This is a genomic window from Bacillus cereus group sp. BfR-BA-01453, assembly GCF_022662915.1.
GTDB classification, from domain to species: Bacteria; Bacillota; Bacilli; order Bacillales; family Bacillaceae_G; genus Bacillus_A; species Bacillus_A paranthracis.
Genome location: NZ_JAKUEN010000003.1, coordinates 37,399 through 63,409, shown reverse-complemented (window position 1 = coordinate 63,409; position 26,011 = coordinate 37,399). Strand labels below are relative to the sequence as shown.

Below are 26,011 nucleotides of genomic sequence, written 5' to 3'. Positions count from 1 at the left end.
TGTCCCTCCAGCATAACGGAGGGACATTTTATTTATATATGTATGCTATATTAATTTGTCGGTTCATTTAATGTTGCAATTATCTTATTTGCAGTGTTCTTTCCATTTCCAATACACGCACCAATACCGACACCGTAATATGAGGCACCCGCTAAGTATACATTAGGATATAGATCCGTCATTTTTTCTTGTAATGTTTGAACTGCTTGATTATGTTCTAAATGATATTTCGGCATTAAATCTTTCCATTTTGTCACTTCAACTACTTCTGGTTCACCTTTAATTCCGAGACTCTTTTCAATATCATATAAAGCGACTCGTACTAGTTCTTCTTCATTATAATTTTTAATCGTTTCATATACCGGATTCGTACTCTTATAAAACATTCTCACTAATAGCTTTTGGTTTCCAGATGTATGTTTCCACTTCCGGCTTGTCCATGTACAAGCATCACAATGTAAATCACTGTTTTCTGTTACGATAAATCCTGTGCCGTCCGCTGGTAATTGTTCATCTAGTATGTCAAATCCTAAGTAAATACTTATAAGTGATGAATTTTTAAATGTATGAAACTGCTCGTTTAACTCATTAGACTGTAATAAAGTTTCTGCGATATCATGCGGAGTTGCTAAAACAACATAATCAGCTTGGATTGATTCTTGATTTGCAAAGGAGACTTCATAGCGATTACCTTGTTTACTTACAGCTGTCGTTACAACACCCTTCTTAACAACCGTCTCAGTCAGCACTTCTTCTAAACGATCAATAATCGTAGATAATCCACCTTTAAATGATACGAACTTTTTATTTCCTGCTGATTGAAACTGCTTTTTATTCTCTTCAAAACCTTTAATAATACTTCCATATTTATTTTTATAATCCAGTAAATACGGTAGTGTAGACGCCATAGTAAGCTCATTCAATTTACCAGAATATACACCTGAAAGCACCGGAGCAATTTGTCTTTCTACTAACTCTTTCCCTAAAAAGCTTTCTAAAAATACAGCAAGAGAAGTATCTTTTGTAAACTCTTTATTTTTCGTTATGAAATCTTTTAAAGCAACAATTTTCCCTTTCGTTGATACTAGCGTACTGCTAAACAACGACTCGACACTCATCGGTATCCCAAATATAGTGTCAGAAGGAATTGGATGTAAAATATTATCAGAATATATGTAAGAAATACCCGTTTCATTATACACCATTTCTTCTTCTAAATTTAAATCTTTTATAAGCGGCATGACATGTTCATTACGAGCAACGATAGAATCTGCTCCGGATTCCATAATAAAATCCTTTTCTTCTACACTATGGATTTTCCCACCTAAGTACTCTTCTTTTTCTACAAGGATTAAATTTAAATCTATATTATAATCCTTTTTTAATTTTTCTAAATAAAACATAGTAGAAAGTCCCGTTATACCTCCACCGATGACAACAACTGTTTTCATATGTATTGCGCTCCTAACCGATACAATTAATAATTCCTTTATTATTATACCCAAAAGTCCTTATATTCGACTAGCAACTTGCGCATTCTGTAAGAAATTAGACAATATATCTGAATAAATTTTCGGTTGATCATTATGTACTAAATGACCGGCAAACGGAATAACGGCAATATGAATATTTCCGTTTAATTGTTTGAACGTTGTAGCAGCTGTAACTTCATCTTCTAAATCTCCCCCAGCAATACAGAGTGTAGGTATTTGAAGATTCGCTACATCACCAGTTTCATCGAAAGGATACCAATCTTTAACTTGCCACGATTCAAGCAATGCTTTCCAATCACTTTTTTCATGAATTTGATTCATATACGTTATAACTTCTTCATTTTTCATCAATTGCTGATGACACTTCGCTTCATACTCCAGAGACTCTTCCCAATTATCCCTCTTAACTGGAAATATACCTGAAAAAGTTAATGTTCTCACTTTCTCTGGATACTTTTTTGCAAATAATAAAGCGACTAATCCTCCTAGTGAAACACCAGCTATATGACATCTATCAATTTGTAGATGCTCTAACGTATCATATAAGTCCTTTACAGAACGTAGGAAATAGTTCTCCAATATCCCCCCTGATTTTCCATGCCCTCTTAAATCAGGGCGAATGACTTGATAATTTTGTTCTCCAAAAAGTGCTGCCTGCTCTTCATATTCTACTAAACCTGTCATACCTCCAGAGTGTAAAAGTACAATTGGTTCTCCTTCACCTGAAATGTGTGCATGTAATATCATATATTCCCCTCTCATAAAACAGAATATTCCATCTATTATTAGTATATAGAATATACATCTGAATTTCCAAATAAAAAAGAACTATAACATTTTCACATCATGTCATAGTTCTTCCTATTTTAAAAACATAAAGTAATTAATTAATTTGTCTATTTCTTGACTTAATGCCAATACTTTTTCATGTTGAATTCCGTAATCTGATACTAAATATAAAAGTTCTTCTTTCTTTATTTCAATTACTTTTTCCAATTTTACTAATTCCATGTCGTTTTATTTCTCTCTCCAATACTAAAATGTATGTATTTTAGTATAGCCTATTTACATAATTAGTAAAAGTAAAATACTCATGTAAAATCTTACATATTTTAAAATAATATACTAACAACAAATAAATTTATATTTTTGTACCTTAATACAGACCATTAGGCTTCATTACGTCTTCATAACAAATCGGAATTTCTCTAAAGTTATATCTTTATATTTTGGAGCCCTCTTAATATGATCAAAGTAACTATATGAGAATTTAAAGACATGTCCAAAATCCCAATCAATTGACAAGCCACCTTTTAAAACAGTTTTATTTTCCATCTTTTTATCCCCCGTAATAAAAATCACTTTATACTCATCCTAAAGATGGCGTCAATACAAATAAAATATGATTGGATTCATCACTTTTATTCAAAAAACGATGTTTCACATTTGGTGGAATACGTACAACATCTCCTTCTTCTAAGAAGTACTCTTTTCCTTCTAACTCCACATAAACTTCTCCTTTCATAACAACAGCAATTTCTTCTTTATCTTCATGTGAATAGTGATTTTCCGTTGTGTTTGCTTGTTTATTTAGGTCCATCATTAACATTTCAATACGCGCTTTCATAAAATCAGGTGTTAATACATCGTATACGATGTGATCGTTATTTTCTCGATATACTTTCTTTCTATCTTTCTTCTTAGAAATGAGTGAATCTGTATCAATCTCATTAATAAATAGTGTAAATAGCGGTACATTTAACGCTTTCGCTATTAATTCCAATACACTTAACGAGGGATTTGCATGTCCTCGTTCAATTTGACTAATTAATGAAGTACTAATTCCTGCATAATCCGCAAATTCGCGAATTGTCATCTTATTTTTCTTACGATAACTTAATACAGTTTGTCCAAGCCTATCATGTATCATAGTAAATCCTTCCTTCGTCCATCATAATATATATTTTATCGCTTTTGTGCTGACTTACTAAACAAAGGCAAATAATCCTTTTCTATCGTCTCCGAGACTTATATACTTACCTTTGTACATTTTATCATATTTAGTTTATTATATTAGACAATCTATCGGAGGGACAAACTTTGAAATCACCTATTCTTTCATATTGCATCTTATTTTTCGGTGTATTCGCCTTATCAACTTCAGCGATTTTTGTAAAATTGGCAGATGCTCCTGCAACTATCATTGCTTTTTATCGATTATTTTTCGCTGCATTAATTCTGTTACCATTATTACTTTTTAATCGAAACAATCGAAACGAACTAAAAACAATAACAAGAAGACAATGGGGATTCGGATTCATTTCTGGGCTATTTTTAGCTGCACATTATGTACTATGGTTTGAATCGTTACAATATACTTCTGTAGCAAGCTCTACTGTTATCGTAACGTTACAACCTTTATTCTCAATGATTGGTGGTTATTTTTTATTCAAGGAGAAGTTTGCGAGAGGCGCGATTATCGGTTGTCTCATTGCTATTTCAGGAAGTATCGTTATCGGATTGCAAGACTTCCAAATTAGTGGAGAAGCTTTATACGGAGATATTTTAGCGTTTATTGCGGCCGGAATTATTACCGCATACTTTTTCATTAGCCAATATGTTCGTAAAGATTTATCACTTATACCGTATTCGATAATTAGTTATGGGAGTAGTGCCTGTTTTCTTGGTGTATTCTCTTACATGCAAAACGAATCTTTCATCCACTACTCTACACAAACTTGGCTGTGCTTTATTGGCTTAGCATTTATTGCTACGATTTTAGGGCAAACGATTTTTAATTGGTTATTAAAATGGATGAGTGCTACTGTAATCTCCATGAGCATTTTAGGAGAAACAATTGGGACTTGTATACTAGCGTACTTTATATTAAATGAGACTATTTCTTTACAACAAGGACTAGGCATTACAGTTATTTTTATTGGTCTTGCATTATTTTTATTACAACCAAATTCTAATAAAAAAGCATGACATTATACTGTCATGCTTTCACTATCCATTATGTACAATTAAACCATCAGGTCTAAAACGACTCATCATAATTTCATTAATAAACTTTCCGTGAGCTTTCAAATTTCCTATCTTTACTCCCTCTTCTACAAATCCGAATTTTTCATATAGAGTTTTCGCTTTCGAATTCGTTTCTAAAACACCTAGTTCTACTCTCTCTAACATTAACCAATTATCAGCCAAATCAAGCATTTTTGTAAGAAGAGCTTTTCCAATGCCTTTATTATGATATTCACTATCTACCCCGATAAACAAATCACCCGAATGAGATCTACGTCCAGGACTTTGGGTTAACCCAACAAATCCTACAACTTCCCCATCATACTCTGCGACAAATTCAAATTGATTTGGTGCTAAATTTCGAATTCTATTTTCCATCGCATCTACACGCATGCTAGGTAAGAAAACCATATAAGGTAAAACGTCATCTTGTATGCATATACGGTGAATCGCTCTGGCATCTTGTATTTCTACTGCTCTTACTTTGATCGTCATATTTTCTTCCCTCCGTATTCTTAACAATACATATATTCATTCTAGCCTCCTGTATGAAATCCCTTCTCTCCTTTATTTCTTTATGTTATTTTTATATAATTATTTCGGCATAATATTAGCTTTACGAACAAACTTATCTACATTAACCGGTTAACTTTTTACTTTATTATATAATGCAAGCAGCTTTTCCATTGGAATACCATTTACTTTCATACCGGCTATATCACAATTTTCTATTTCAATATTCTTCAAGTTACTATTATGTATTACACTACCTTGTAAATCACAATTATCAAATAAAATAGGTTCCTTCTCATCTCCAAGACTTGTATCTTTAAATTGAACTCCACCTAAAGTCACCAAACTAAATTTACTGCCAGAAAGATTTAAATCTGCATATGAAGAACTTCTAAAATTAATATTTCTAAACTTGGATTGACTTACATTACAATTGCTCATATTCATATTCCTTATATTACTACCAATAAATGAACTATTTTTTAAATTTACTTGATAATACTCGGTATTTTCCAAGTTACAGTTTTCATATTGGCTATTTTTCATGTCTTCATTTTTAAATACACTTTCTTTGTTTGAGCTCGTCCCTATTCTTTTCACATAACAATGCTCATCTTCTGATTCAAAAATTGTTTGGTAACCCATCTTTTTATAAAAATGGTGATTATTAATTTGTCTACTCGATGTTTCGAGATCCCAAATCCTTATGCTTGGATACTCCGCTTCTATTAATTTAATAACATTTGATCCAATTCCTTTCCCTTGATAAACAGGCTCTACAAAAATACGATCAATCCGGCCATATGACTTACCTGAGATCGTAACTATAATTCCCCCGATTATTTTTCCATCCATTATCACTTTGTAACAGTTCAATTCTTCGATTGAATATCTCATCATTTCTACTGAAGAATACCCTGGTGGTTGGATGTTATAGTCAATAACATCACCTTGACCACATAACCATCGTTTTGCTTCTTCATCAAATGTTCTTGTCATTATTTCTGTTAACTTTTCTGTATCTAAAATTGTAGCTTTTTCTATAGATATTATTGTCATTTTTGTTTTCCCCTTTATTATTACAAGATAATATTTTTGTAAACAATACAGTTATAAAATAAAGAAAATTAAAATTAATCACTCTACTTATTATTAAACTACAAATCAACCTATATTTTCCACTGTTCTTTAGATGAATAAAAAAGAGACCATGCAATATAAACATGATCTCTTCTATTATTTATTTTCACTTGTATATAATTTAAAATTAGTTTTTATTTCAGCCACTCGTTGCAACTATTACTTAACTCCTGTAAATCTTCTATAAATCGACTCGCATGATATCCATCACAAATCGAATGATGAACTTGCAATGAAACTGGTAGCATAATCTTATTTTCTTCATTAAAATATTTCCCACAAGTTATAATCGGTAATAGAAAATCACCATCATTATTAATATTAAGATTAAATCCAGTAAAACTAGTCCAAGGTATGCTTGAAATCGGAAATACATTAGGCGGAATATTTTCTTTCGTGAAAAGACCATGAACACTAGCATAACATCTCATATCTTTTTTATAATTTTTATAGAAAATGCGAAAATCACTTGAATAATCCGTCCATATACTTGAAAAAAACTTATCATCTTTATGAAAGATTGTATAACTCGGGATCATTTCCTCCCAATAGCCTAAAGCTCCTTCATCGTTAAAACATGTTCGAAATTCTTTATGTTTATTTATTATTCTCGAAATTATATAAATAAAAGTCGGATAAAATTTAATTCCCTTTTGATGTATTTTCTTTATCAAAAGCGTAATATCAACATTTACTGTCATACTAAACGTACATTTTAATTCTAAATAGTGTTCAAAATACTGCTCTCTATTCCAATTTTCCCTATCAATTACGTGAAACTTCATTTTAATAGCCTCCTAAAATTTTCTTTTTATTTTAGGAGGCTAATTTCCTTGCTTTCACCATAATTGTTCACTCCTAACAGTTTACATTTCACCCTAATTGTTTATTTAATTATATTACATCTATAAGAATCAATTCACATATTTCTGGAAATCAATCCACATACTATAGATAAATCAAATGAAATTTGGAGGATTCATACATGAATAACAAAAATATAAATAAAAAAGAAAATGTTATCGAAAACGCTACACCTATTCAAAATAATAATACTGCAAATCTTACTATCGAAGAACAAGCAATGAACGGCTTATATGGAATGCCAGAAACCGATATTGAAGATGCTGATCATGCTGCATCTGATGATTTGACTTCAAAAAATTAATTACATTGAAAAAAGCCAAGGAAAGTATCCTTGGCTTTTTCAACTACGCATCCACTTTTTGTATCTCTTCACTCTTCCTTGAAAGTTTTCCTGGCCAAAAAGCAAAGCGGCCTAAAACGACTGTGATTGCCGGTACAAGTAGTGGTCTTACAATAAACGTATCTAGTAATACACCAATTGCTGTTACAATACCAAATTGAACGAGCACTTGAATTGGAAGTGTTCCTAATACAGCAAAAGTTCCGGCTAAAATTAAACCTGCAGATGTAATGACACTACCTGTTTGTATAACGCCATTTTTTACTGCATCCAAATGATTTTGTGTCTTTCTGTTTTTCCATATTTCTGAAACCATAAAGATATTATAATCTTCACCTAAAGCAACTAGAAATACAAATGCGTATAACGGTATTGCACCTTGAATGGCCGGTGCTCCCATACCGAAGTGAAGTAATATCCATCCGGCTCCTAATGCAGAGAAAAATGATAAAACAACAGTTACAATTAAATAAATCATCGCGACAATTGATCGTAGGTAAACAAGTAATAATAAAGCTATAATACTAATCATTACTGGAATAATAACCGCTTCATCACGTTCTGTAATTTGCTTTGTATCATATAATGAAGCCGTTTCTCCGCCAATCCATAGTCGATCTTCTGCATTACTAACTCCAGCGTCTTTTAATACTTTTTCTACACGAGTTTTCAATTTAGGGATTTGATCTAATGCTTCAATTGAGTATGGATTTTCAGCTAAAGAAACCTCATACATTTTAATTTGCTTATTTTCTTTCCCCTCTTTTGGGTCTTTCACTGTTTTTACGAAAGAAAATTTCTCTAGTTCTTGTTTAATAGGAAGCTCTTTTCCTTTCGTGTCAACAACAACTTTTACTGGCGCTAGTTCCCCAGCTGAAAAATGATCACTAATTAACGTAAACCCTTCGCGTGAAGGCATATCTTTAGGAAACGATTCTAATAAGTCATACGTGTATTGAATACGTGGTACAAATGATGCCAATCCACCTAATACAAATACAGTAAGCATAATGATTGTCCACGGTCTACGTACTACAACATCTCCAAGTTTTTTACTAAAGGCACCTTTTGATTTTTTAACTTTTACTACTTTCTTTTTCCTTCTTGCTAATTCCTCATTCATCGAAGTTGTTCTCGGTACAAACGGGAAGAATGCAGCTCTACCGAAAATTAATAATAACGCTGGTAAAATTGTTAAAGCAGCGATTCCCATAATAAATACAGCAACACTAAATGGTACTGCAAATCGATGGAAGGCACCATAATGAGCAAGTAATAATGTTCCTAATCCAAGTACAACTGTTAACGCACTCATTATTATTGCCCCGCCAGAAGCTTTAATTGCAAGTTGCAGCGCCTTATATTTGCTTTCTTTTTCTAACAAGTACTCCCGATATCTCGAAATTAAAAATAAGCAATAGTCCGTTCCAGCACCAAACAATAACACTGTCATGATTGATATCGCTTGGGCATCGACTTTAATCCATCCGTGATCAGCTAAAAAACCGAGTGTAGGACTAATAATACCGTATGCAAAGCCAACAACAAGTAAAGGTAAAATTGCTAAAATTGGTGAACGGTATAGCAAAATTAATAGGACTAATACAAGTAATACAGTAGCAACTAACAATTTCACATCTGCTTGACTAAATAAACTAACTGCATCTGTTTGAATGCCTACTGGTCCAGATAATCGAACATGTAATCCAGAATCACTTATTTTTTGTTTAAATGGATCTACATCCACCTTACTATTCACTATCTTTCTTACATCATCAAGATTTCCTTTTAATATATCTGTTCCAGCTGACTTGTTAAAGAATACTGGTGTAACAAATGATGTACCATCTTTTGATGCACTTTTTGATAATACTTGTTCCGGGATTGTATCAAATGGTGGTAACGTTGATTGTTCCTTTAAAGGACTAGCTTTTAACTCTTTATAAACGTCTTGTATGAGTTTATAATCCTGGGACTGTAATCCACCATCTCTATACCATACTACTAATAAAGGATTCCCTGCATTATTCGGAAACTCTTTTTTCATAAGTGCTTCCGCTTGCTGCGACATAGCTGTTTCAGGTAAATTTTTCGGATTCGGTTCTTTCGTACTATTTACTTGTGGTAACGTAAATGAAAGTAATAATGTAATAAGAATCCAAACCGATAAAGTGATCCATTGCGTATTCTTCCCTGCTACAAGCCTCCCTAACATATGTAACGGGTGCTTTTTCATAAAAACCCACCTTCCTTTTTTCCTCCACTATTAATTATATATACTGGTCGGTTAATTAATCAAGAAGGATTAAAAATTATGTTATAATTATTTCAAGAATACATGTCAGGAGCGAATAGATTTGGAACAAAAACAACGTCCTCTCGGAAGGCCTCGCCAAAATAAAAATACAAAATCTACAAAAGAAACCATTTTAGAAGTTGCAACACGATTATTTCTTACTCAAAATTATCAAGTCGTTTCTATGGAGGAAGTCGCAAAAGTTTGTGGTGTTACGAAAGCAACCGTCTACTATTACTTTTCAACAAAAGCCGATTTATTTACCGCTACTATGATTCAAATGATGATACGTATACGTGAGAATATGTCGCAAATACTCTCTACAAACAATACTTTAGAAGAGAGATTATTAAACTTTGCTAAAGTTTACTTACATGCCACAATGGATATCGATATGAAAAATTTTATGAAAGATGCAAAACTGTCGTTATCTGAAGAACAATTGCAGGAATTAAAAAAAGCTGAAGATAGCATGTATGAAGTGTTAGAAAAAGCACTCGCTAAAGCGATGCAATTTGGAGAAATCCAAAAAGGAAACCCTAAATTTGCCGCTCATGCATTCGTATCTTTATTATCAATTGGGAATTTTAAAGATGAAAATGACAATCCTATTCTTACAAATATAGATGAATTAGCACAAGAAATCGTTTCTTTTTATTGGAACGGATTAGGACGTTAAAATCACATGGGTTTCCTTTAATAAAAAAGCATGTTTGTATTTCTTCAAACATGCTTTTTTATCATTTAAGTGTTTTATGTATATACCAACAATTAGACTACACTTTAGCATCCATTATTAAAAAATTATTATCTTTACCTTTTACAAATTTTGAAGTTGAATCTTTATATTCCCCTTACTTAATCCCCCGTGGTAACAAACTACAGATTCAATATCTAGATTTAAATACTTCTTCAAAGACTGCCGTGCTTCCATAATATTTAAAGTTGTTGGAGCATGAACTCCTCCTAACACTCCATTCACGCTATACATCGAGTCTCCAGCGACAAGAATTTTGCTTGGTTTCAAATATAAACTAATATGCCCCGGAGTATGCCCTGGAGTATGGAGAATTAGTATTCCACCACAATACGGAAGTTCTTGCCCGTCAATCACTGTGTCACTCACTTTTCCTTTTGGTGGATTCTCTACATGTACATCTTTCAATAAAGGTAAATCTCCCTCAATATATGGCTTATCTAACTCATGCGCATATACTTTAATATCGCTTACACCATTCTCCAATACATCAGGAAGGCTACCTATATGATCTATATCCTGGTGTGTCAAAATCACAACTTTTAGCTTATCAACAGATACCCCAACTCTCTCCATCTCTACTTGTATATCTTCGAATTGTCCAGGAAAACCAGTATCTATTAAAACTGCCATTTCATCATTCCATAAAAGAATTGGGTGAATGATAAATTCTTGAAATTTAAGTTGTAACATTTCTACCCCTTTAGCAATCTCCATACAGCAATTCTCCTTTATAACTGAAGTTTGAAAATATGTACGAGTAAACTGAAAATATAAAGCACCGCTATCTCATAATATGTTTTGTCATCCCAATAGAGAATGCTTCAAACCCTATAGATTCATAATAAGATTGCAATTTTTCCACACACATAAGTTGCGGAATAACCTTGTTTTGTTCGCAGTGATGGATTAATCGTTTCACTATGTCTTTTCCGATACCAATATACTGATACTCCGGCATTACACATACACCGCAAATAACACCTGTTATTACACCATCTGATATAACACGCCCCATACCAATTAATTGTTGCTCTTTAAATGCGTATATTGCATACCAACTTTGTTTACACATTTGTTCTAATTCATTCACTGTTAATTTAAGAGAATTCCATCCTAAAGATTCATATAAAGCTAATAATTCATTAAATTTTGTAGGATGTTCACTTGTGTAGTGTATACTATTTTTCATGTAAATACTCCTTATTCTATAGTTTGTTAATGTTCCATAAAATTCCCCTTATGAAAATTGCGATTGACGTGAAAATAACTAGAACAAACTTCAATAAGAAAGATAGAATTCCTTCTCAACCTAAAATAAAAAGAAGTTATCTCACTTGAGATAACTTCTTTTATGTAAGACTCTCATTATATTATTAACCAAAAATTATACAACTACATACGATAAGCACAAACAAAACTAATAAACCATTTGAGAAATAACCCATAGAATACTGCCCCTTTATTAAATTATGTAAAAGATTTTATCATAAAATGATTTATAACATAATAACTGAAAAAGACATTGTATTCATTAGTTACGTATATTTAGTAATATTTTAATTTCTAGTCATATTCTCATTGTTTTTTATTGTACTAGAAACTAAAAAGAATTCTCTTCTCCTTTTCATCCCTCACCTAAAAGTCCTTACTAGACGCTTCTATTCTATAGAAAATTACACTTTTATAAATCCGAAAAGATTAATATATGGTAAAATGGATTAAACAACTCTACACTTTACTTTCAACAATAAGGAGACCTGCTTATGAAGGCGAATCTAAGTACAATAAAAAAATACTTAAACAGTGAGGAAAATATTCTTTCTACACTCTACTGCGTAATAAATTTTGGTTATATGAGCCGATCTGGCATTTTAGCTGCTACAAATAAAAGATTATTGTTCTGTTCTGATGCTATGTTTGGAAAAGGTCTGAAATGGGAATTCAAATATACTGAAATAGAAGATTTCAGTCATACGGATGGGGTTGTATTAGAGATGTCTGTAATTCCCTTTATCAAAAAAATAACTATGAACCATGGAGACGATTTTATTGTCTTTGATAATTTTTCAAGCCCACAAAACGTACAATCCTTTTTTAAGTTGGTTCAATCCAAGCAATAAACATATCAAGACTCTTACATATACCATATTCTTTGGCACGGTAAAGCTTATAGAATGTACAAAGAGGGGTGCATTTGCCCCCCTCTTTGTACATGTCACTGTTTTACTTTAAAATCTCTTTTTCACACATAGCTCTACTTATATTTTTTTGACTCATAATACCTTCTTAATTTTCATAATGTTTTCACCTAACTAAACGTATGATTTAGATTATCTTCATTATGCATGCTACAATCTTTCAATAGATCACATTTAATATTATATAATTTTTATAGTCAGATAATACAAATTTATTTACGCTACTTTTACAGCTTTATTCTTCAAAACAAACTTTCCAAATAAAAAACGCACAAGCGGTCCCATAATAATTAATTGTAATGGATATGCCATTATGAAATTTTTAATAAAAATCGAAAAATAAATTGAAACAAATGAATCTCCTTGTAGTCCACCATGTAAATGCATCATAGCCATACCGAAAAATGACATAAAGAACACCATTCCGATTACCATAGTTGTCGCCATTGCAACGATAATATTTATTTTCTTAGATTTATCAAATGGCAACATGAATACAAATTTTTTCGCACAAGGTCCAACAATACTTATTTCAATTAATAGCGCAATAATAAATGCAATTAGTAGTTCTAATGCGATCTCCTTAATATGAATTGGCCCTCCTAATCCATTCGTTAGTAAATTGTAAAACGTCATTACGATAACCATCCCAAGGCACATCATCATACCAAATTGGAGGTTTTCCTTTCTTGTTGTTGGCAAAATTCATCATCCTTTCTCTTTGAGTCTTTGTCATTATATCGATATTGGAAACCTCTTCGTAAGTGAACATTTTGTGAACAAATTTAAAACGCTTTCATATATTTTCTTTACTTTCAACTCAAATTCTCACTTTTACTTATAAAGGTTTTATATATTTCAATGTTGAATTACTAAATTGAAACATTACTACTAGGAGGAGAACCATGAATGAACAAGGATTTTTCGTATATCATATCGTAACAAGGAAAAAAATGAAGATCGGACAAAGCATTCAATTTAATAAAAATCAAACGAATACGCTATTCCACTTCTTTTTTGAAAGAAAACATTTAAATTCTAGTGGTGAAGATTCTATACAAATTTTAAAAGAACATTATACAAATGAAGAATTACATATAAAAAATGAAAATGCTACAGTAGTTATGAATTACATGGATCAAACAATTAGAGCCATTAGAGAAACGATTGTGGAAATGGTTAGGCTGCAAGAATATCCTAATTATCCATCAAGATTGTCTTGTTTATATGCTGCTAAAAGCTATGAAGATGCTTTAAAATGGAAAGCATTATTTGATTCTTACAATCGAGAAGTTTTGCAGATTGTTAAACTACGAGTAATCGGAAGTTCTTTTGAAGGTGACGGGAATCTTTTACCGAAAGAAGATGCTATTCCTTTTTCTCAAAAAATGGAACAAGCTAGAGAATATTGGAAAGGAAATGTGAATAACGAACTCCCTGAGCTACTCATTAATGGCGAAATTGAAGTAGTCGAAATTATTGATGACTTTTCCTCAATTCATGTTTAATTTCTAACTAAATCAAATAGGATGGAGATTACAATGATGAAAAAAGTGTACTTCAATCATGATGGTGGTGTAGATGATTTAATTTCACTATTTTTATTACTTCAGATTTAACTATTGAAAAGAGTATTGAATTAAAGTTCAATACTCTTTTTGTGCAATTTAATTATATTGGATTCATGTCGTGTCTTATTGATTATTCATTTCATAACCATTTACAAAAAACGTTATTGTTTCTAGTTCATCTTCATTTAATTCTCTATCTATGTCTCGTTTATACGCTTCCTTTATCTTCCCTTCATCGCCTTTATGTATTTCAGTATAAGTTCCTACTGTTTTTAACATACGAATCTCTTGTAAAAACTCCTCTCGATTTATCGCTTCCCCATGAGAGAGAATATATGTCTCAGCATCAAATTTTTCTAATTCATCTATTAATGCAAACGTTCTTTTCGTCGTGTAGTTCCACTTCGAGGAAAAAATATCTGCATATATACAGTCTCCTAAAAACAATATCTTTTCTTCTTTTATGTACATAACAATTGAATCATGTGCATGATCTCCGCCCACATGTTTTAACACGCAGGTCACCTCACCAAGGTCTAATTCAATTTGATCCTGGAACGTTAAGGTTGGAAGAATAATTTTAATATTTCTCGCTTTTTCTTCAAACTCTTTTTTGATGCAATCCGCACAAAATGCAATTTCCGTACCCTCTTTTACGCGTGCGTCCAACGCTTCATCTGTCCATTCATAAGATACTATTGCCTGCATTTCTTTTTTCGTTTCAGCGTGTGAAATAGTTAATGCATTCTGTAATACAGATAATCCAAAAATATGATCCCAATGCCAATGCGTTAGTGCTACAAAATCAGGATTCGATACATTTTTTTCTTTTAACATTTCTAAAAATAATTGTGCATGTTCCTCTGAATTCCCTGCATCGATCATTAAAGTTTTTTCTTTTCCAATGACCATTCCTAATATAGGTCTATCTGTTTCGGAAACGGGTGTCATATACCAAAATGAGTTTCCTATTTTTTTAATTTGTTGCATCATTTGTTCCTCCATTTACTATTACTCTCTTGAATTATTATCTGTAGAACCTTTATCAAGCACATAGGGTGAAATTATATTGCTTTCTTTAAAACGTAATAACTTTTTCTATCCATTTAAATAAGTATCCCAATCATAGTCTTCAATCTTATAAAAACTACCTTTATCATTTCTTTCATATGCACATAAAGGTGGTTCCTCAAGAAATTTCAAAATAGTATCATCTATATTCAATATGACTCCAATTGAAATAATTTGAAAGTTTTTAGGATCATTCACATAGTCATCACTTTCATAGCCACTTAAAATTGACCAACCAGAGTCACCTTCTTCTCTTGAATCTTCTTTAAGCATAAAGTTAAATTCTCTTTTTTCAAGTACATCATTACTAACAATTACCTTCGTATCAAAATAAAAATCCCAATCTTTTGAAGATGGATCGTCATATTCCGTATCACATATATTTTCAATCCCAAATGAAATTTTATCACCTATTTTTAAATCTAAGCGATATGGTTCATTGCTCAGTTCACCTACAAACTTCTTCTCATTTCTTTCAATGATTTCAACCCACATTCTTTCACCACTAAATCCATCTTCTTCCTCATTTTTAGATACAAAAATTAGCTTTACCAAATCCCCAACCTTTAATTTCTCCAAAACTTCTGAGCTAGGAAGGTAGAATGTATAGGGCGCTTCTTTATTTAATTCATAAACATTATCTAAGTACCAAGTCATTTTTTCCTCTCCTTAAAGGCTTTTCACATTCATATTTTTAAAATAATACTATTTTTTCTTCCGGCAGACTACTACCATAGAATAGCAATCTTCTCCCAACTCATTGCCTTCCCAATCATTATATATATGTAATAATTCAAAACCATTCGCTACTAATAATCTTTCTAACTCCTGCGGATATGTATAGCGAAGATCAATCGTTGTTTTTAGTTCATCTACTAGCGTATCCCCCTCATAAAACTTTCTTGTTGTTATGTAGTGCTGTATTTGCTGAATTGAATCATATGTCATTTCAGTATATAGATCACATTTCCTCCCCTTTTCATCACTAATTGTTGTCCAATATTCTTCTGTAGAGGGCTGTATTAATTCTTCTTTTGAAGGAAAACGTGTATCGAATATAAATATACCATTCTCTGCTAACACATGATGAATAGATGTTAATAACTGATCTTGATCTGTATTCGTAAGGAAATGCTGGAACCCGTGCCCCACCATAAATGCAAACGGAATCGTTTCATTCATGCTTAATTGTAAACAGTCTTGTTGTAACCATTTTACCTTCTTACAATCCGTAGTTTTTTTCTTCGCTTCAGCAAGCATGCCTTCATGTATATCTACACCAATCATTTGATATCCATTTTCTATAAATGGAATTGTAACCCTTCCTGTACCACAGGCAAGATCTAAAATCCATTCATTTTGTATATGTAGTTTTTGTGCCCATGATAGTAAAAACGGAAAATCTGATAAACTTTTATTTTCTATATCATATCGTTTTGGATTTTCATATTCAGATAAACTCCACTTCGTTTGCAAAATTATTCCTCATTTCATATTTACACTTAAATTTAATATATAAATTATAACGAATCATTAGTTTTTTCTCTATAATCAAACACAATTACTTGGACTAATCTAACTTTCCTTTTCGTAAGCTAAAAATAAGGCGGAAGAATCGGAGTGTGATACGATGGAACGATTATGGATTCCTATGATAGTTACATTTTTTTCATTTGGTGGCTTATTATTAGGCGGTGCTGTCGGCATTGCTACGCGCCAGCTAATTGAAGAAAAAATGCATCGTTTATATGCATTATGTGGCGGAATTTTACTTGGACTCTTACTACTTGAAATTATTCCTGAAACATTTTCAAGCTATGAAATGATTGGACCTATACTTGGTATAGCTATCGGTATTTTAATTATGAGCTTATTAGATAACTATTGTCACCATCCAATGATATATACAAAAGATCAACAAGCATGGCAAACTTTCCTTTTTCTCTCTTTCGCTATATTTATTCATAATTTGCCGAGTGGATTTGCTTTAGGTACTGCTTTTATTAATCATGCTGACTCTGCCATACCTTTTTTAATAGCAATCGTCGTTCACCATATTCCTGAAGGCTTAGCATTAATTATCCCCTTTCTCTTTACAAAACATAAATATATTTCCTTTTTATTAACAACTTTATTACTATCTCTTATTCTCGGTACCGGTACAGTTTTTGGCATTTTAATGGAAGGAAAAGCGCTTCATTTACAAGGACTCATTATGGGAAGTGCTATCGGTTCACTTGGCTATGTCACAATTCATGAAATGCTTTGGAAAGCAAAGAAGCAGCTCTCTTTCCTTTCATTTTTAACATGGGCATCTAGTGGATTTTTACTAATAACAGTATTTACACTATTCGCTGGTCATCATTAAAGATAATAATATTATCATTTGTATATTTTTCCTTTTTCTCCAAAACATAATAGTATCTACCTGATTATAAGGAGGAAAAATTATGTTTGGGAAAACAGCCGGTGAAGCACTAGTTGACCTATTAATTGACTGGGGCGTAGAACACATATACGGTATGCCTGGAGATTCCATCAATTCTATCATTGAAGCTTTAAGAAAAAAACAAGATAAAATTAAATTCATTCAAGTTCGCCATGAAGAAGCTGGTGCATTAGCAGCGGCTGCCTATGCGAAATTAACAGGAAAACTTGGCGTTTGTATGGCAATTGCAGGACCTGGTGCTATTCATTTATTAAATGGTTTATATGATGCGAAACTCGATAAAGCCCCTGTTCTAGCAATTTCAGGTCAAGTAGAAACCGATTTACTCGGAACGGATTTTTTCCAAGAAGTAAATTTAGAAAGAATGTTTGATGATGTCGCGGTTTATAACCAGCGTATTATGTCAGCAGAGCAACTACCTGCCGTAGTGAATCAAGCAATTCGAATGGCTTATACGAAAAAAGGTGTATCCGTTCTTACAATTCCAGATGATGTCCCGAAATTCGAAGTAAAAAATGGTGCTCGTATTACAAATACTTCTTTTACTTTGCCTGAGTTGTTTCCACAAAAAGAAGATTTAGATGCAGCGAAATTCGCAATAAATGAAGCGAAAAAGCCTGTGATTTTAGCTGGAAAAGGAACAAAACATGCGAGAGAATCTTTACTTGCATTGGCAGAACATATTGGTGCTCCAATCGTACTTACATTACCAGCTAAAGGAATTATTCCTGATGAACACCCTCTTTGTATTGGTGGATTAGGATTAATTGGAACGAAACCTTCTTATGAAGCAATGAAGCATGCAGATACTTTAATTATGGTCGGTACTTCTTATCCGTTCACAGGCTTCTTACCTGAAAAAGCAAAAACAATTCATATCGATACAGATCCTGCCCAAATCGGAAAACGTTATGCGACAGATATTGGTTTAGCTGGTGATGCTGATAAAACATTACGATGGTTAATTGAAAATGTTGAAGAACACACAGACCATTCCTTCTTAGAACATCACCAAGACATGATGAAAAAGTGGGAAGAAAAATTACACGATCAAGAAGAAGACTCTTCCATTCCAATTAAACCACAACGCGTTATGCATGCTCTGCAGCAAGTAGCACATGATGACGCAATTCTATCAGTCGATGTCGGAAATGTAACAGTATGGACCGCAAGGCACTTCCGTATGACAAACCAGCAATTTGTCATTTCTAGCTGGCTCGCAACACTTGGTTGCGGTTTACCTGGTGCTCTTGCTGGAAAAATTGCATTCCCGGATAAACAAGTATTTGCAGTTTGTGGTGATGGCGGATTTGGAATGACGATGAATGACTTCGTAACAGCTGTTAAATATAAACTACCAATCGTTGTCGTCGTATTAAACAATAATAAAATTGCGATGATTAAATTCGAACAAGAAGTGATGGGTAATATCGAATTCGAAACAGACTTAACGAACCCTGATTTTGCAAAATATGCAGAGGTATGCGGAGGTATTGGATACCGTGTTGAGAATTTAGATGAACTACTTCCCGCTTTCGAAAATGCAGTAAAACAAAATAAACCGTGCATTATTGATGTAGTTGTAGATGCTAACGAAGCACCAATGCCAGCAAAAATCACATTTGGTCAAGCCGCTGGTTATACGAAGCATATGATAAAAGAATTATTTGAAGAAGGTAAGATTGATTTACCACCACTATAAACAGAAAAAGATAGCTGAAAACAAGTTGCTTTCAGCTATCTTTTTATTTTTGTATCTCTCTATAAAAAGAAAAGTCATTCGTAGTTGGTTGTACTTGTTTCTCTGCTTGCACTTCTCTACCTTTCCGCTCTGGCCTTCTCGTATTTCCTAACTTAATCGCATCTTGCATACTATTACTAACTAGATTTCCTGCGAGAATTGTCATACTATAAAAAGCAATCGGTATAAGTACAATCCATGTATGTGTAGTTAAATGGCGGAAGTTTTGACCAATTAGGCCAGTCCATTCTTTTGTTACACTATCTGGATCCATTCCACTGAAGGTTATTGTTCCGCCAAAAAATAATTGTAACAAACCAAGATGTAAAAGAAGTAATAACGTACTTACAAATTGTTGTGCTACTAATAAAAGAAATGGTGGTAACATATGAGGCCATATATGGCGCTTCAACCTCTGCCACTTACTACCGCCGAGCACAGTGGCTGCCAACATAAATTCTTCTTTCTTAATACGTTTTACTTCTTGCGCTACATACAACATCACTGTTGGTACAACGAGACATACAAGAACTATAATTTGAAATGCCACACGCAAATATAACGGCACAACTTCTGCTCCACTATCAAACGTTAATACTTCATTTAACATAAAATAAGAAATCATAACCATCGGTACAATACTAAAAGGGTCAAAAAAGGATGAAATAACTGGAAAAGAACGTTTACCATACATACCAAGAAGTAAACCAATTCCCCCTCCAACTATAACTCGTAAAATCGCTATAATTATACTTGCACCAACTGTCCATTTTGCACCTTCTATTATTAATTGAACAAGGTCACGACCTTTCACATCACTTCCAAACCAAAATTTACTTGATGGTGCAAATGGAGCTGCCTCTAGTTCCCTTTTTTCGTTATACATCATCGTAAGTTCACGAATATTCCCATCAAAAAACAACGTATATCCAATACTAACAATCATTAGTACACTCAAAAAAGTAATACCTATCCAAAATCTCACATCTCTTTTTACAACTTGCCACATGTTACACACGCTCCTTTATAATATTTTGTAAGAACGTATGTAATAAACGAAACAGTATAAAAAGCGGTACGTATAATATTACTAGACTCACTGTAAATATTTCTAATTTCGAATTTTCTTTTACAAAAACAAACATACCGTACGTATTAAATATCCATTCAATAATATATAAATTTGATAACATAAATAAAATATTTGTTTTTGCATAATAGATCGTTGTTAACAAAACATTTCTTGAAATATGATGTGTTAAAATATGTCTTAAACTAAGCCCTTTACTTTTAGCAAATAAACTATAATCTTTCTCTAATTCTTCTTTAAACCGTAATAACAACAGTTTAATAAACAATAATGTTGTTGGTATTGTAAGACATATAATTGGTAACAAGCGTATCCTTTCTTCCCCTAATCCAGCCAGTTTGATCGGCATAAATCCTGTTTTTTGAAACATAATTACGACAAAAAGTTGCGATAATAAAATAAGTAATATATCTGGTATACTCTCAAGCGTAAGAAAAATCCCGTTCCACATTTTCTGTTTCATATGAGAACGCTGTAATACCCAAATGACAAGTATATACGCTATAAGCAAAGAGAGTAAAAAAGCTGAAAGAAATACAATCATCGTTTCAATATAATGAATCCATATTTGCGGAAATAATTTTCTTGAATCCCGAAATCCATATGTAATTTCACCCGGTTGAAGTAACTTCCCTCCAAGAAATACAATCGTATTCCAAAAACCGATTAAATCAATTTGTAATCCCTTAAATAAACGTGGTAGCGCTCCTAGGCAGATTATACATAAAATTGCAGCTACTAGTTGTAAACAAGTAATCCCACACCATTTAACAATTCGCATCAACATAACAATTTCCCCTTACCATACAATAGAATATTCAGAAATAAAAAAAACTAAATATATCACATCTCTTTAGCTACTGTATGTACTTGCTTTTGCCCACTTGGTAAAATAGCTTGATATAAACATGTAACAAACAATAATAAACCAAATAAAATAATATACAATGTATCTGCACGAATCCATTTTGGGAATAACATCGCTATCGCACCGAGAGATAAAAGCTGGAATCCTGTCGTTAATGGACTAAGTAAGCTTTGTACACGCCCCATGAATGACTCTTCTACAATTTCATACATCCAGCCCATGATTGCAACATTAATAAACGGTAAAAAGAATGTCGCAAAAGCGATACATACGTAAAAAGACCATACGTGGTTTACAAAGTAACACATACCGAAAAAGACCCCTGAGCCCGCCATACCAAATACAATAATAGGTTTGGGTGCATATTTCTTACCTACACTTGTTGCTACTATACTTCCAATTAGTAATGAAATCCCTCCAACCACACCGCCTACCATTGCTAAACTTTCATACGTTGCTGGTGCTAATTTATATTTTAATATGTAAGTTGTGGATACGCTTAAAATACCATTTAATAGTCCAAACACGATAAATCCTAAAAGTAATTTTTTTAAAGTGTCATTTTGATATATATACTTGATCCCTTCTTGAAACTCTGTTATTAACATTTTCAAATTAACTTCTTTCCATTTTGTTATACCGTTTGGCAAACGCACTTTTTCTGGAATGGAGATTGTTTGAATCAAAATACCACTCATAATAAAAGTGAGCGTATTTACTAAAATACTCCCGTATATTCCAAAAGTCCAGTACACCATCGTTGCAATTCCTACACCGAACAAAGCATACAAACTATTCACCATTTGATTCACACCTGCTGCTGCACCGTATTGGTCGGATTCAACTACACCCTGTATCATCGACTGTTCTGATGGAGAGAAAAATTGTATACATGCATTTTCCAAAAATAAAAATATAAAGACGAGTATAATCATCCCGTAATAAAGCGAAATTAGAATTCCAATATTACAGAGCGAACAACATATGTTACTTACCGTGCATATACGCTGTCTATCAAAACGATCCACTACTGTCCCTACTAATAGAAAAAAGATTAATGCAGGTAATGCCATCATAATTTGTGTCATCGTTGCGTAAACTGGTTGTTTTCCATATTGATCTAGCAAATAAAACATTAAAGAAACTCCAGCAATCATAGAACCGAGTCGCTCTAAAATATTTGCTAGAAAAAAACGTGCATACACTTTGTTGCGAAATAACTGTAGCATTTCTTTCATACTTCGTATCCTTTCTCTCGACAAAATTTTATTATTCTAGTCATTTCTTGGAAGTTATATTATATTTTTCGACTATTATCCAATCTTTTCCTTCTGTATAGAGAACATTATAAAAAAGACTCTTATTTTTTTATACAAGAGTCCTTTTTATTTGATTTCGCTTTATGTAACGATACATCTCGCTAACGTTTTTAATTCTCTATAGTTCGGATACACTTTATTTATTTACGAATGTATCGCACATCCACTCATAAAACTTTTCCTTCTCTTCAAATTGCGGATAATGCGCGGATTTTTCAAAAGTAATAAATTCTTTTTGCTCTGCTTCAATCGTATCAAAATATGTTTTTGCCGCATGAAATGAAGTATTATAGTCATATTTCCCCATAAGGAAATAAAACGGTAACTTCAGTTTCTTCACCTTAGTAGGTAATGGATTCTTTAAATCTTTTTCTAATAAGACAGTCTGAGAGTGTGATAATCCAACGTTATAACGAATTACGTCTAACAAGTTATATTCATTACTGAGTAACATCCCGATGTTATCACCATCTGGATTTTCAATGAGTCTTGATGTTCCACCATATTTCGCAACATAATTCCGCGGAGTGTATGTATCACCATTTTTAATTTTTTCAGTTAATCCATTAAAATAGGAAACTTCATCTGTATTCCTAGCATTTTGTACCTGTTCAATTACATAGTTTAAACTATCCATTTCACTTTCTACTGTATCACTCATCTGCCCTATCCCAACATACGCTTCGTATTTTTCCGGTGCTTTATTAGCAGCTTGCATTCCGATATATGTACCGTAAGAATGGCCAATTAATATTACCTTTTCTTTTCCCATACGTTTTGAAATATACTCTGTCATAGCTAATACATCCTCTACAAGAAGATCTGATGTAAGATTTGAATAGTCCTCAAAGAAATGATACGATTTCCCGCTTCCTCTTTGATCATAATTAACTACGGTGAATTTCTCCTCCAATAATTTTTGATACTTTTGAGCATATGGTATTTCTGAAGTACCTGGTCCACCATGTACAAAAATAATAATCGGATTGTTCTTATCTTTGCCACGTATCATAATTTCATGACCACTTCCATTTATCTCTATTTGTTCTAATGTACTTATACTGTTTTCCCCTTTTATTTGCGAAGTCCATGTAGGAAATACTAGCGCTACCATTAGTGTTAGTGTAGTTATGACTCCAATAAATGTTATTAATTTTTTTATCTTCTTCATAGGATATATCCTTTCTTATAAATTTGTAAAAATAACAATTTAATTCTATAAAACTACATTAATAATATCCCATACACTTCTTAACATTCCGATATATAAACTCTTAATATTTTCTTAATTTTCTATACATTAATCGTAGAAAAACTTGATCACATGTATTACAAATATAGAAAAAAGCCCTTGTTTTCAAACAAGGACTCTTTTCATAAACTATTTAGCTACTTCTTCTTTCGGCATTACCATACCTTTATAAAGTTGAACAGTTATCCAGTAATAGATGAAATAAATGACTAAGAAAATCCCAATTGGCACCCACACTTTTACAAACGGGTCAACTAATATGAAGCTAAATAAGTTAAGCCCTACTAACACGTGAGAAATACCAATGATTGCTGGGAAGATAAATAAATATGAAATTTCTTTATATATACTTTTCGTTAACATACTACGTCTCACACCGATTTTTCGTAACATTTCATAACGGCGTACATCACGAGAAGCACCTGTTAATATTTTGAACATAAGGGAACTTGCCATCATTGCTAAAAAGGCAATTCCGAGGAAAAATCCCATAAACATTGTTCCGCTCATGAAGCTGTTCATAAATTGATAAATTGTCATTTTCGTAAATAAGTCTACTTTTGCACCTGTTGTTTTTTCAATTTGTTCTTTTTGTCTCTTATCTATTTCGATCAACAACGGTTTATACTTTTTCATATCATCTACTTTTGCTAATGTTACAGTGTGTTCTGTTCCTTGAATTCCTTTATAATGTGCTTCATCTGCAATTCTTACAGGTTTTCCGTTAAATTGATTATGTGTAATTTGTATTTCTCTTACAATTGCATCTTCCCAATCTTTCGGCATACGAGGGAATTTTGCTAATTCAGGAGCCTCTAAAGCAGAGTATACAGGTTCCGTTAAAGGTTCGGCCACCCGTTTACGCGCAGGCTCTTTTAAAGTTTTCGTATCAAAGCGTTCAGAAATTAGTGGTGGTTTCGCTGTTAAATCATTACGTAAGTAATAAACCGCTTCCCCATCTACTTTATACTTGTACTTGCTTTCTTCAACAATTTCCATTTCTTTTAATGCAGCTGTTTCTTGTTCATTTGGATCATGAATTACGACATCATACACACGTGAGAAGTCTGTCATAATACCTACATTTTTTTGGAACGCCATACCTGCTGTCATCGCACCTGCCCCTAATGCAATTAACATCGCTACAGTGCCTAATACTCTCGATAAACTATTTACTCGAAAGCGTAGCTGTGCGTATGTAAAACTATTTAAGCCCGTTTCATTTCGTTTTTTATTTCCTTTAATTTTCATCACAAAAAATGGGAGCAATGAACTAAAGATAAAATATGTTCCAAGTGTTGTGACGATTGTCGCTATTATAAAACCGAGTTCAGCAAACATTTTTATATTTACGATAAAATAGTAGCCTGTACTTACTAGTAATACACCAAGTACTGTCATTATAATAATGCGAGTTTTACTTTTCTTCACTTCATCTAGTGTTTCATCTTCACGAATTAGCTCTAGTTCTGTTTTTCGTAATAAACGGATGCTATTCATTAAACCAGTAATAAAAAATAGTATTACGAAGAAAATAGCTGTAACTAGGATTGCTGGTATATATACAGATGAATAACTACCTTTTGCTGAAATTTCCATACCATTCATTAAAAAGCTTCCTGCTACACTTGCTAGTAACATCCCTACTAAAATCCCGATAATAATACTAACAATACCCATCCCGAATGTTTCAATAAATAATAATTGTGCTACTTTTTTCTTTTTCGCACCAAGCATCATGTACATACCGAGTTCTTTTCTTCTTAACGTGAGTAAGAAAGAATTGGCATATATAATATAAAATACTGTAATGAAAGATAATAGTATTGCACCTACCCAGAATACGAGTCTTATACTACTAATAAGACTATTATCTTTCGTAAATTCACTATTCATCGCCATCGTTTGGAACATGTAAAAAATGCTAATACTAATAACGAGACCGATAAGTAAAACCATATAATCTTTTAACATTTTTTTCATACTATGACGTGATAATTTGAATAACATAGTCTC

The 26,011-nt window shown here is 32.5% G+C and carries 27 protein-coding genes and 1 pseudogene; 8 read left to right on the top strand and 20 right to left on the bottom strand.

Annotated features, from left to right (window positions below; genetic code table 11):
* Positions 1-50: 50 nt before the first annotated feature.
* From MR070_RS07700 to MR070_RS07680, 5 genes are all read right to left on the bottom strand, one after another.
* Positions 51-1,451: a protoporphyrinogen oxidase gene (locus MR070_RS07700; RefSeq protein ID WP_044791104.1), complete on the bottom strand. Its 1,401-nt coding sequence runs from the start codon at positions 1,449-1,451 to the stop codon at positions 51-53.
* 60 nt (positions 1,452-1,511) lie between these two features.
* Entirely contained in the window at positions 1,512-2,240 is a 729-nt protein-coding gene (locus MR070_RS07695; protein ID WP_242260981.1) for an alpha/beta fold hydrolase, read from the bottom strand.
* Positions 2,241-2,354: 114 nt separating this feature from the next.
* Positions 2,355-2,504, bottom strand: a complete 150-nt coding sequence (locus MR070_RS07690) for an aspartyl-phosphate phosphatase Spo0E family protein (RefSeq protein WP_000424361.1) — start codon at positions 2,502-2,504, stop codon at positions 2,355-2,357.
* Between the two features lie 168 nt (positions 2,505-2,672).
* On the bottom strand, positions 2,673-2,828 hold the full coding sequence (locus MR070_RS07685; RefSeq protein WP_167495102.1) for a hypothetical protein: 156 nt from the start codon (positions 2,826-2,828) through the stop codon (positions 2,673-2,675).
* Positions 2,829-2,862: 34 nt separating this feature from the next.
* On the bottom strand, positions 2,863-3,423 hold the full coding sequence (locus MR070_RS07680; protein WP_000581022.1) for a helix-turn-helix domain-containing protein: 561 nt from the start codon (positions 3,421-3,423) through the stop codon (positions 2,863-2,865).
* Between the two features lie 170 nt (positions 3,424-3,593).
* Between MR070_RS07680 and MR070_RS07675 the strand changes: the two genes are divergently transcribed.
* Positions 3,594-4,481 (top strand): DMT family transporter, encoded by an 888-nt coding sequence (locus MR070_RS07675; RefSeq protein ID WP_242260980.1) that lies wholly within the window; start codon positions 3,594-3,596, stop codon positions 4,479-4,481.
* 21 nt (positions 4,482-4,502) lie between these two features.
* On the opposite strand, the gene MR070_RS07670 is transcribed toward MR070_RS07675, so the two are convergent.
* The 3 genes from MR070_RS07670 to catA all read right to left on the bottom strand — a co-directional run bounded on the left by MR070_RS07670 (position 4,503) and on the right by catA (position 6,958).
* Positions 4,503-5,015: a GNAT family N-acetyltransferase gene (locus MR070_RS07670; protein WP_242260979.1), complete on the bottom strand. Its 513-nt coding sequence runs from the start codon at positions 5,013-5,015 to the stop codon at positions 4,503-4,505.
* 150 nt (positions 5,016-5,165) lie between these two features.
* Complete coding sequence (locus MR070_RS07665; protein ID WP_242260978.1) at positions 5,166-6,092, bottom strand: GNAT family N-acetyltransferase; 927 nt, start codon at positions 6,090-6,092, stop codon at positions 5,166-5,168.
* A gap of 215 nt (positions 6,093-6,307) precedes the next feature.
* Positions 6,308-6,958, bottom strand: a complete 651-nt coding sequence (gene catA, locus MR070_RS07660) for a type A chloramphenicol O-acetyltransferase (RefSeq protein ID WP_242260977.1) — start codon at positions 6,956-6,958, stop codon at positions 6,308-6,310.
* A gap of 200 nt (positions 6,959-7,158) precedes the next feature.
* Between catA and MR070_RS07655 the strand changes: the two genes are divergently transcribed.
* Positions 7,159-7,341: a DUF4021 family protein gene (locus MR070_RS07655; protein WP_001060594.1), complete on the top strand. Its 183-nt coding sequence runs from the start codon at positions 7,159-7,161 to the stop codon at positions 7,339-7,341.
* 43 nt (positions 7,342-7,384) lie between these two features.
* Here MR070_RS07655 and MR070_RS07650 read toward each other — a convergent pair whose 3' ends face one another.
* Positions 7,385-9,616, bottom strand: a complete 2,232-nt coding sequence (locus MR070_RS07650) for an MMPL family transporter (protein WP_242260976.1) — start codon at positions 9,614-9,616, stop codon at positions 7,385-7,387.
* Positions 9,617-9,737: 121 nt separating this feature from the next.
* On the opposite strand from MR070_RS07650, the gene MR070_RS07645 reads away from it, so the two are divergent.
* On the top strand, positions 9,738-10,355 hold the full coding sequence (locus MR070_RS07645) for a TetR/AcrR family transcriptional regulator (protein WP_242260975.1): 618 nt from the start codon (positions 9,738-9,740) through the stop codon (positions 10,353-10,355).
* Positions 10,356-10,496: 141 nt separating this feature from the next.
* Here MR070_RS07645 and MR070_RS07640 read toward each other — a convergent pair whose 3' ends face one another.
* A complete protein-coding gene (locus tag MR070_RS07640; protein ID WP_242260974.1) occupies positions 10,497-11,150 on the bottom strand; it encodes an MBL fold metallo-hydrolase in 654 nt (217 codons plus the stop codon).
* A 67-nt stretch (positions 11,151-11,217) separates the two neighbouring features.
* Positions 11,218-11,625, bottom strand: coding sequence for a GNAT family N-acetyltransferase (locus tag MR070_RS07635; RefSeq protein ID WP_000797950.1), 408 nt, complete (start codon positions 11,623-11,625; stop codon positions 11,218-11,220).
* 574 nt (positions 11,626-12,199) lie between these two features.
* On the opposite strand from MR070_RS07635, the gene MR070_RS07630 reads away from it, so the two are divergent.
* The gene (locus MR070_RS07630; RefSeq protein WP_000646626.1) at positions 12,200-12,556 is read left to right on the top strand and encodes a PH domain-containing protein; all 357 of its coding nucleotides are present in this window, start codon (positions 12,200-12,202) and stop codon (positions 12,554-12,556) included.
* A 294-nt stretch (positions 12,557-12,850) separates the two neighbouring features.
* Here MR070_RS07630 and MR070_RS07625 read toward each other — a convergent pair whose 3' ends face one another.
* Complete coding sequence (locus tag MR070_RS07625; RefSeq protein WP_242260973.1) at positions 12,851-13,336, bottom strand: DUF2798 domain-containing protein; 486 nt, start codon at positions 13,334-13,336, stop codon at positions 12,851-12,853.
* A 203-nt stretch (positions 13,337-13,539) separates the two neighbouring features.
* On the opposite strand from MR070_RS07625, the gene MR070_RS07620 reads away from it, so the two are divergent.
* On the top strand, positions 13,540-14,142 hold the full coding sequence (locus MR070_RS07620) for a DUF2441 domain-containing protein (RefSeq protein ID WP_044791087.1): 603 nt from the start codon (positions 13,540-13,542) through the stop codon (positions 14,140-14,142).
* Positions 14,143-14,175: 33 nt separating this feature from the next.
* A pseudogene (locus MR070_RS07615) lies at positions 14,176-14,250 on the top strand (nucleoside hydrolase); the annotation flags it as partial.
* Between the two features lie 78 nt (positions 14,251-14,328).
* Here the strand turns inward: MR070_RS07615 and MR070_RS07610 are convergent.
* From MR070_RS07610 to MR070_RS07600, 3 genes are all read right to left on the bottom strand, one after another.
* On the bottom strand, positions 14,329-15,195 hold the full coding sequence (locus tag MR070_RS07610; protein WP_242260972.1) for an MBL fold metallo-hydrolase: 867 nt from the start codon (positions 15,193-15,195) through the stop codon (positions 14,329-14,331).
* A gap of 108 nt (positions 15,196-15,303) precedes the next feature.
* The gene (locus tag MR070_RS07605; RefSeq protein WP_138322038.1) at positions 15,304-15,933 is read right to left on the bottom strand and encodes an immunity protein Imm33 domain-containing protein; all 630 of its coding nucleotides are present in this window, start codon (positions 15,931-15,933) and stop codon (positions 15,304-15,306) included.
* A 48-nt stretch (positions 15,934-15,981) separates the two neighbouring features.
* Positions 15,982-16,752, bottom strand: coding sequence for a class I SAM-dependent methyltransferase (locus tag MR070_RS07600; RefSeq protein ID WP_277931261.1), 771 nt, complete (start codon positions 16,750-16,752; stop codon positions 15,982-15,984).
* A gap of 154 nt (positions 16,753-16,906) precedes the next feature.
* Here MR070_RS07600 and MR070_RS07595 point away from each other — a divergent pair, with 154 nt between their 5' ends.
* Together MR070_RS07595 and MR070_RS07590 are read left to right on the top strand one after the other, a co-directional pair.
* Positions 16,907-17,644: a ZIP family metal transporter gene (locus MR070_RS07595; RefSeq protein WP_242260971.1), complete on the top strand. Its 738-nt coding sequence runs from the start codon at positions 16,907-16,909 to the stop codon at positions 17,642-17,644.
* A gap of 82 nt (positions 17,645-17,726) precedes the next feature.
* Positions 17,727-19,427, top strand: a complete 1,701-nt coding sequence (locus MR070_RS07590) for a pyruvate oxidase (RefSeq protein WP_000467229.1) — start codon at positions 17,727-17,729, stop codon at positions 19,425-19,427.
* Positions 19,428-19,470: 43 nt separating this feature from the next.
* Here MR070_RS07590 and MR070_RS07585 read toward each other — a convergent pair whose 3' ends face one another.
* The 5 genes from MR070_RS07585 to MR070_RS07565 form a co-directional block, all read right to left on the bottom strand.
* The gene (locus tag MR070_RS07585) at positions 19,471-20,475 is read right to left on the bottom strand and encodes an ABC transporter permease subunit (protein ID WP_242260970.1); all 1,005 of its coding nucleotides are present in this window, start codon (positions 20,473-20,475) and stop codon (positions 19,471-19,473) included.
* A 1-nt stretch (position 20,476) separates the two neighbouring features.
* A complete protein-coding gene (locus MR070_RS07580; RefSeq protein ID WP_000929006.1) occupies positions 20,477-21,343 on the bottom strand; it encodes an ABC transporter permease subunit in 867 nt (288 codons plus the stop codon).
* A gap of 56 nt (positions 21,344-21,399) precedes the next feature.
* Positions 21,400-22,662, bottom strand: coding sequence for an MFS transporter (locus tag MR070_RS07575; protein ID WP_000661752.1), 1,263 nt, complete (start codon positions 22,660-22,662; stop codon positions 21,400-21,402).
* A gap of 217 nt (positions 22,663-22,879) precedes the next feature.
* Complete coding sequence (locus MR070_RS07570) at positions 22,880-23,914, bottom strand: alpha/beta hydrolase (RefSeq protein WP_242260969.1); 1,035 nt, start codon at positions 23,912-23,914, stop codon at positions 22,880-22,882.
* Positions 23,915-24,124: 210 nt separating this feature from the next.
* Positions 24,125-26,005, bottom strand: coding sequence for an FtsX-like permease family protein (locus MR070_RS07565; protein ID WP_242260968.1), 1,881 nt, complete (start codon positions 26,003-26,005; stop codon positions 24,125-24,127).
* Between the last annotated feature and the right edge of the window lie 6 nt (positions 26,006-26,011).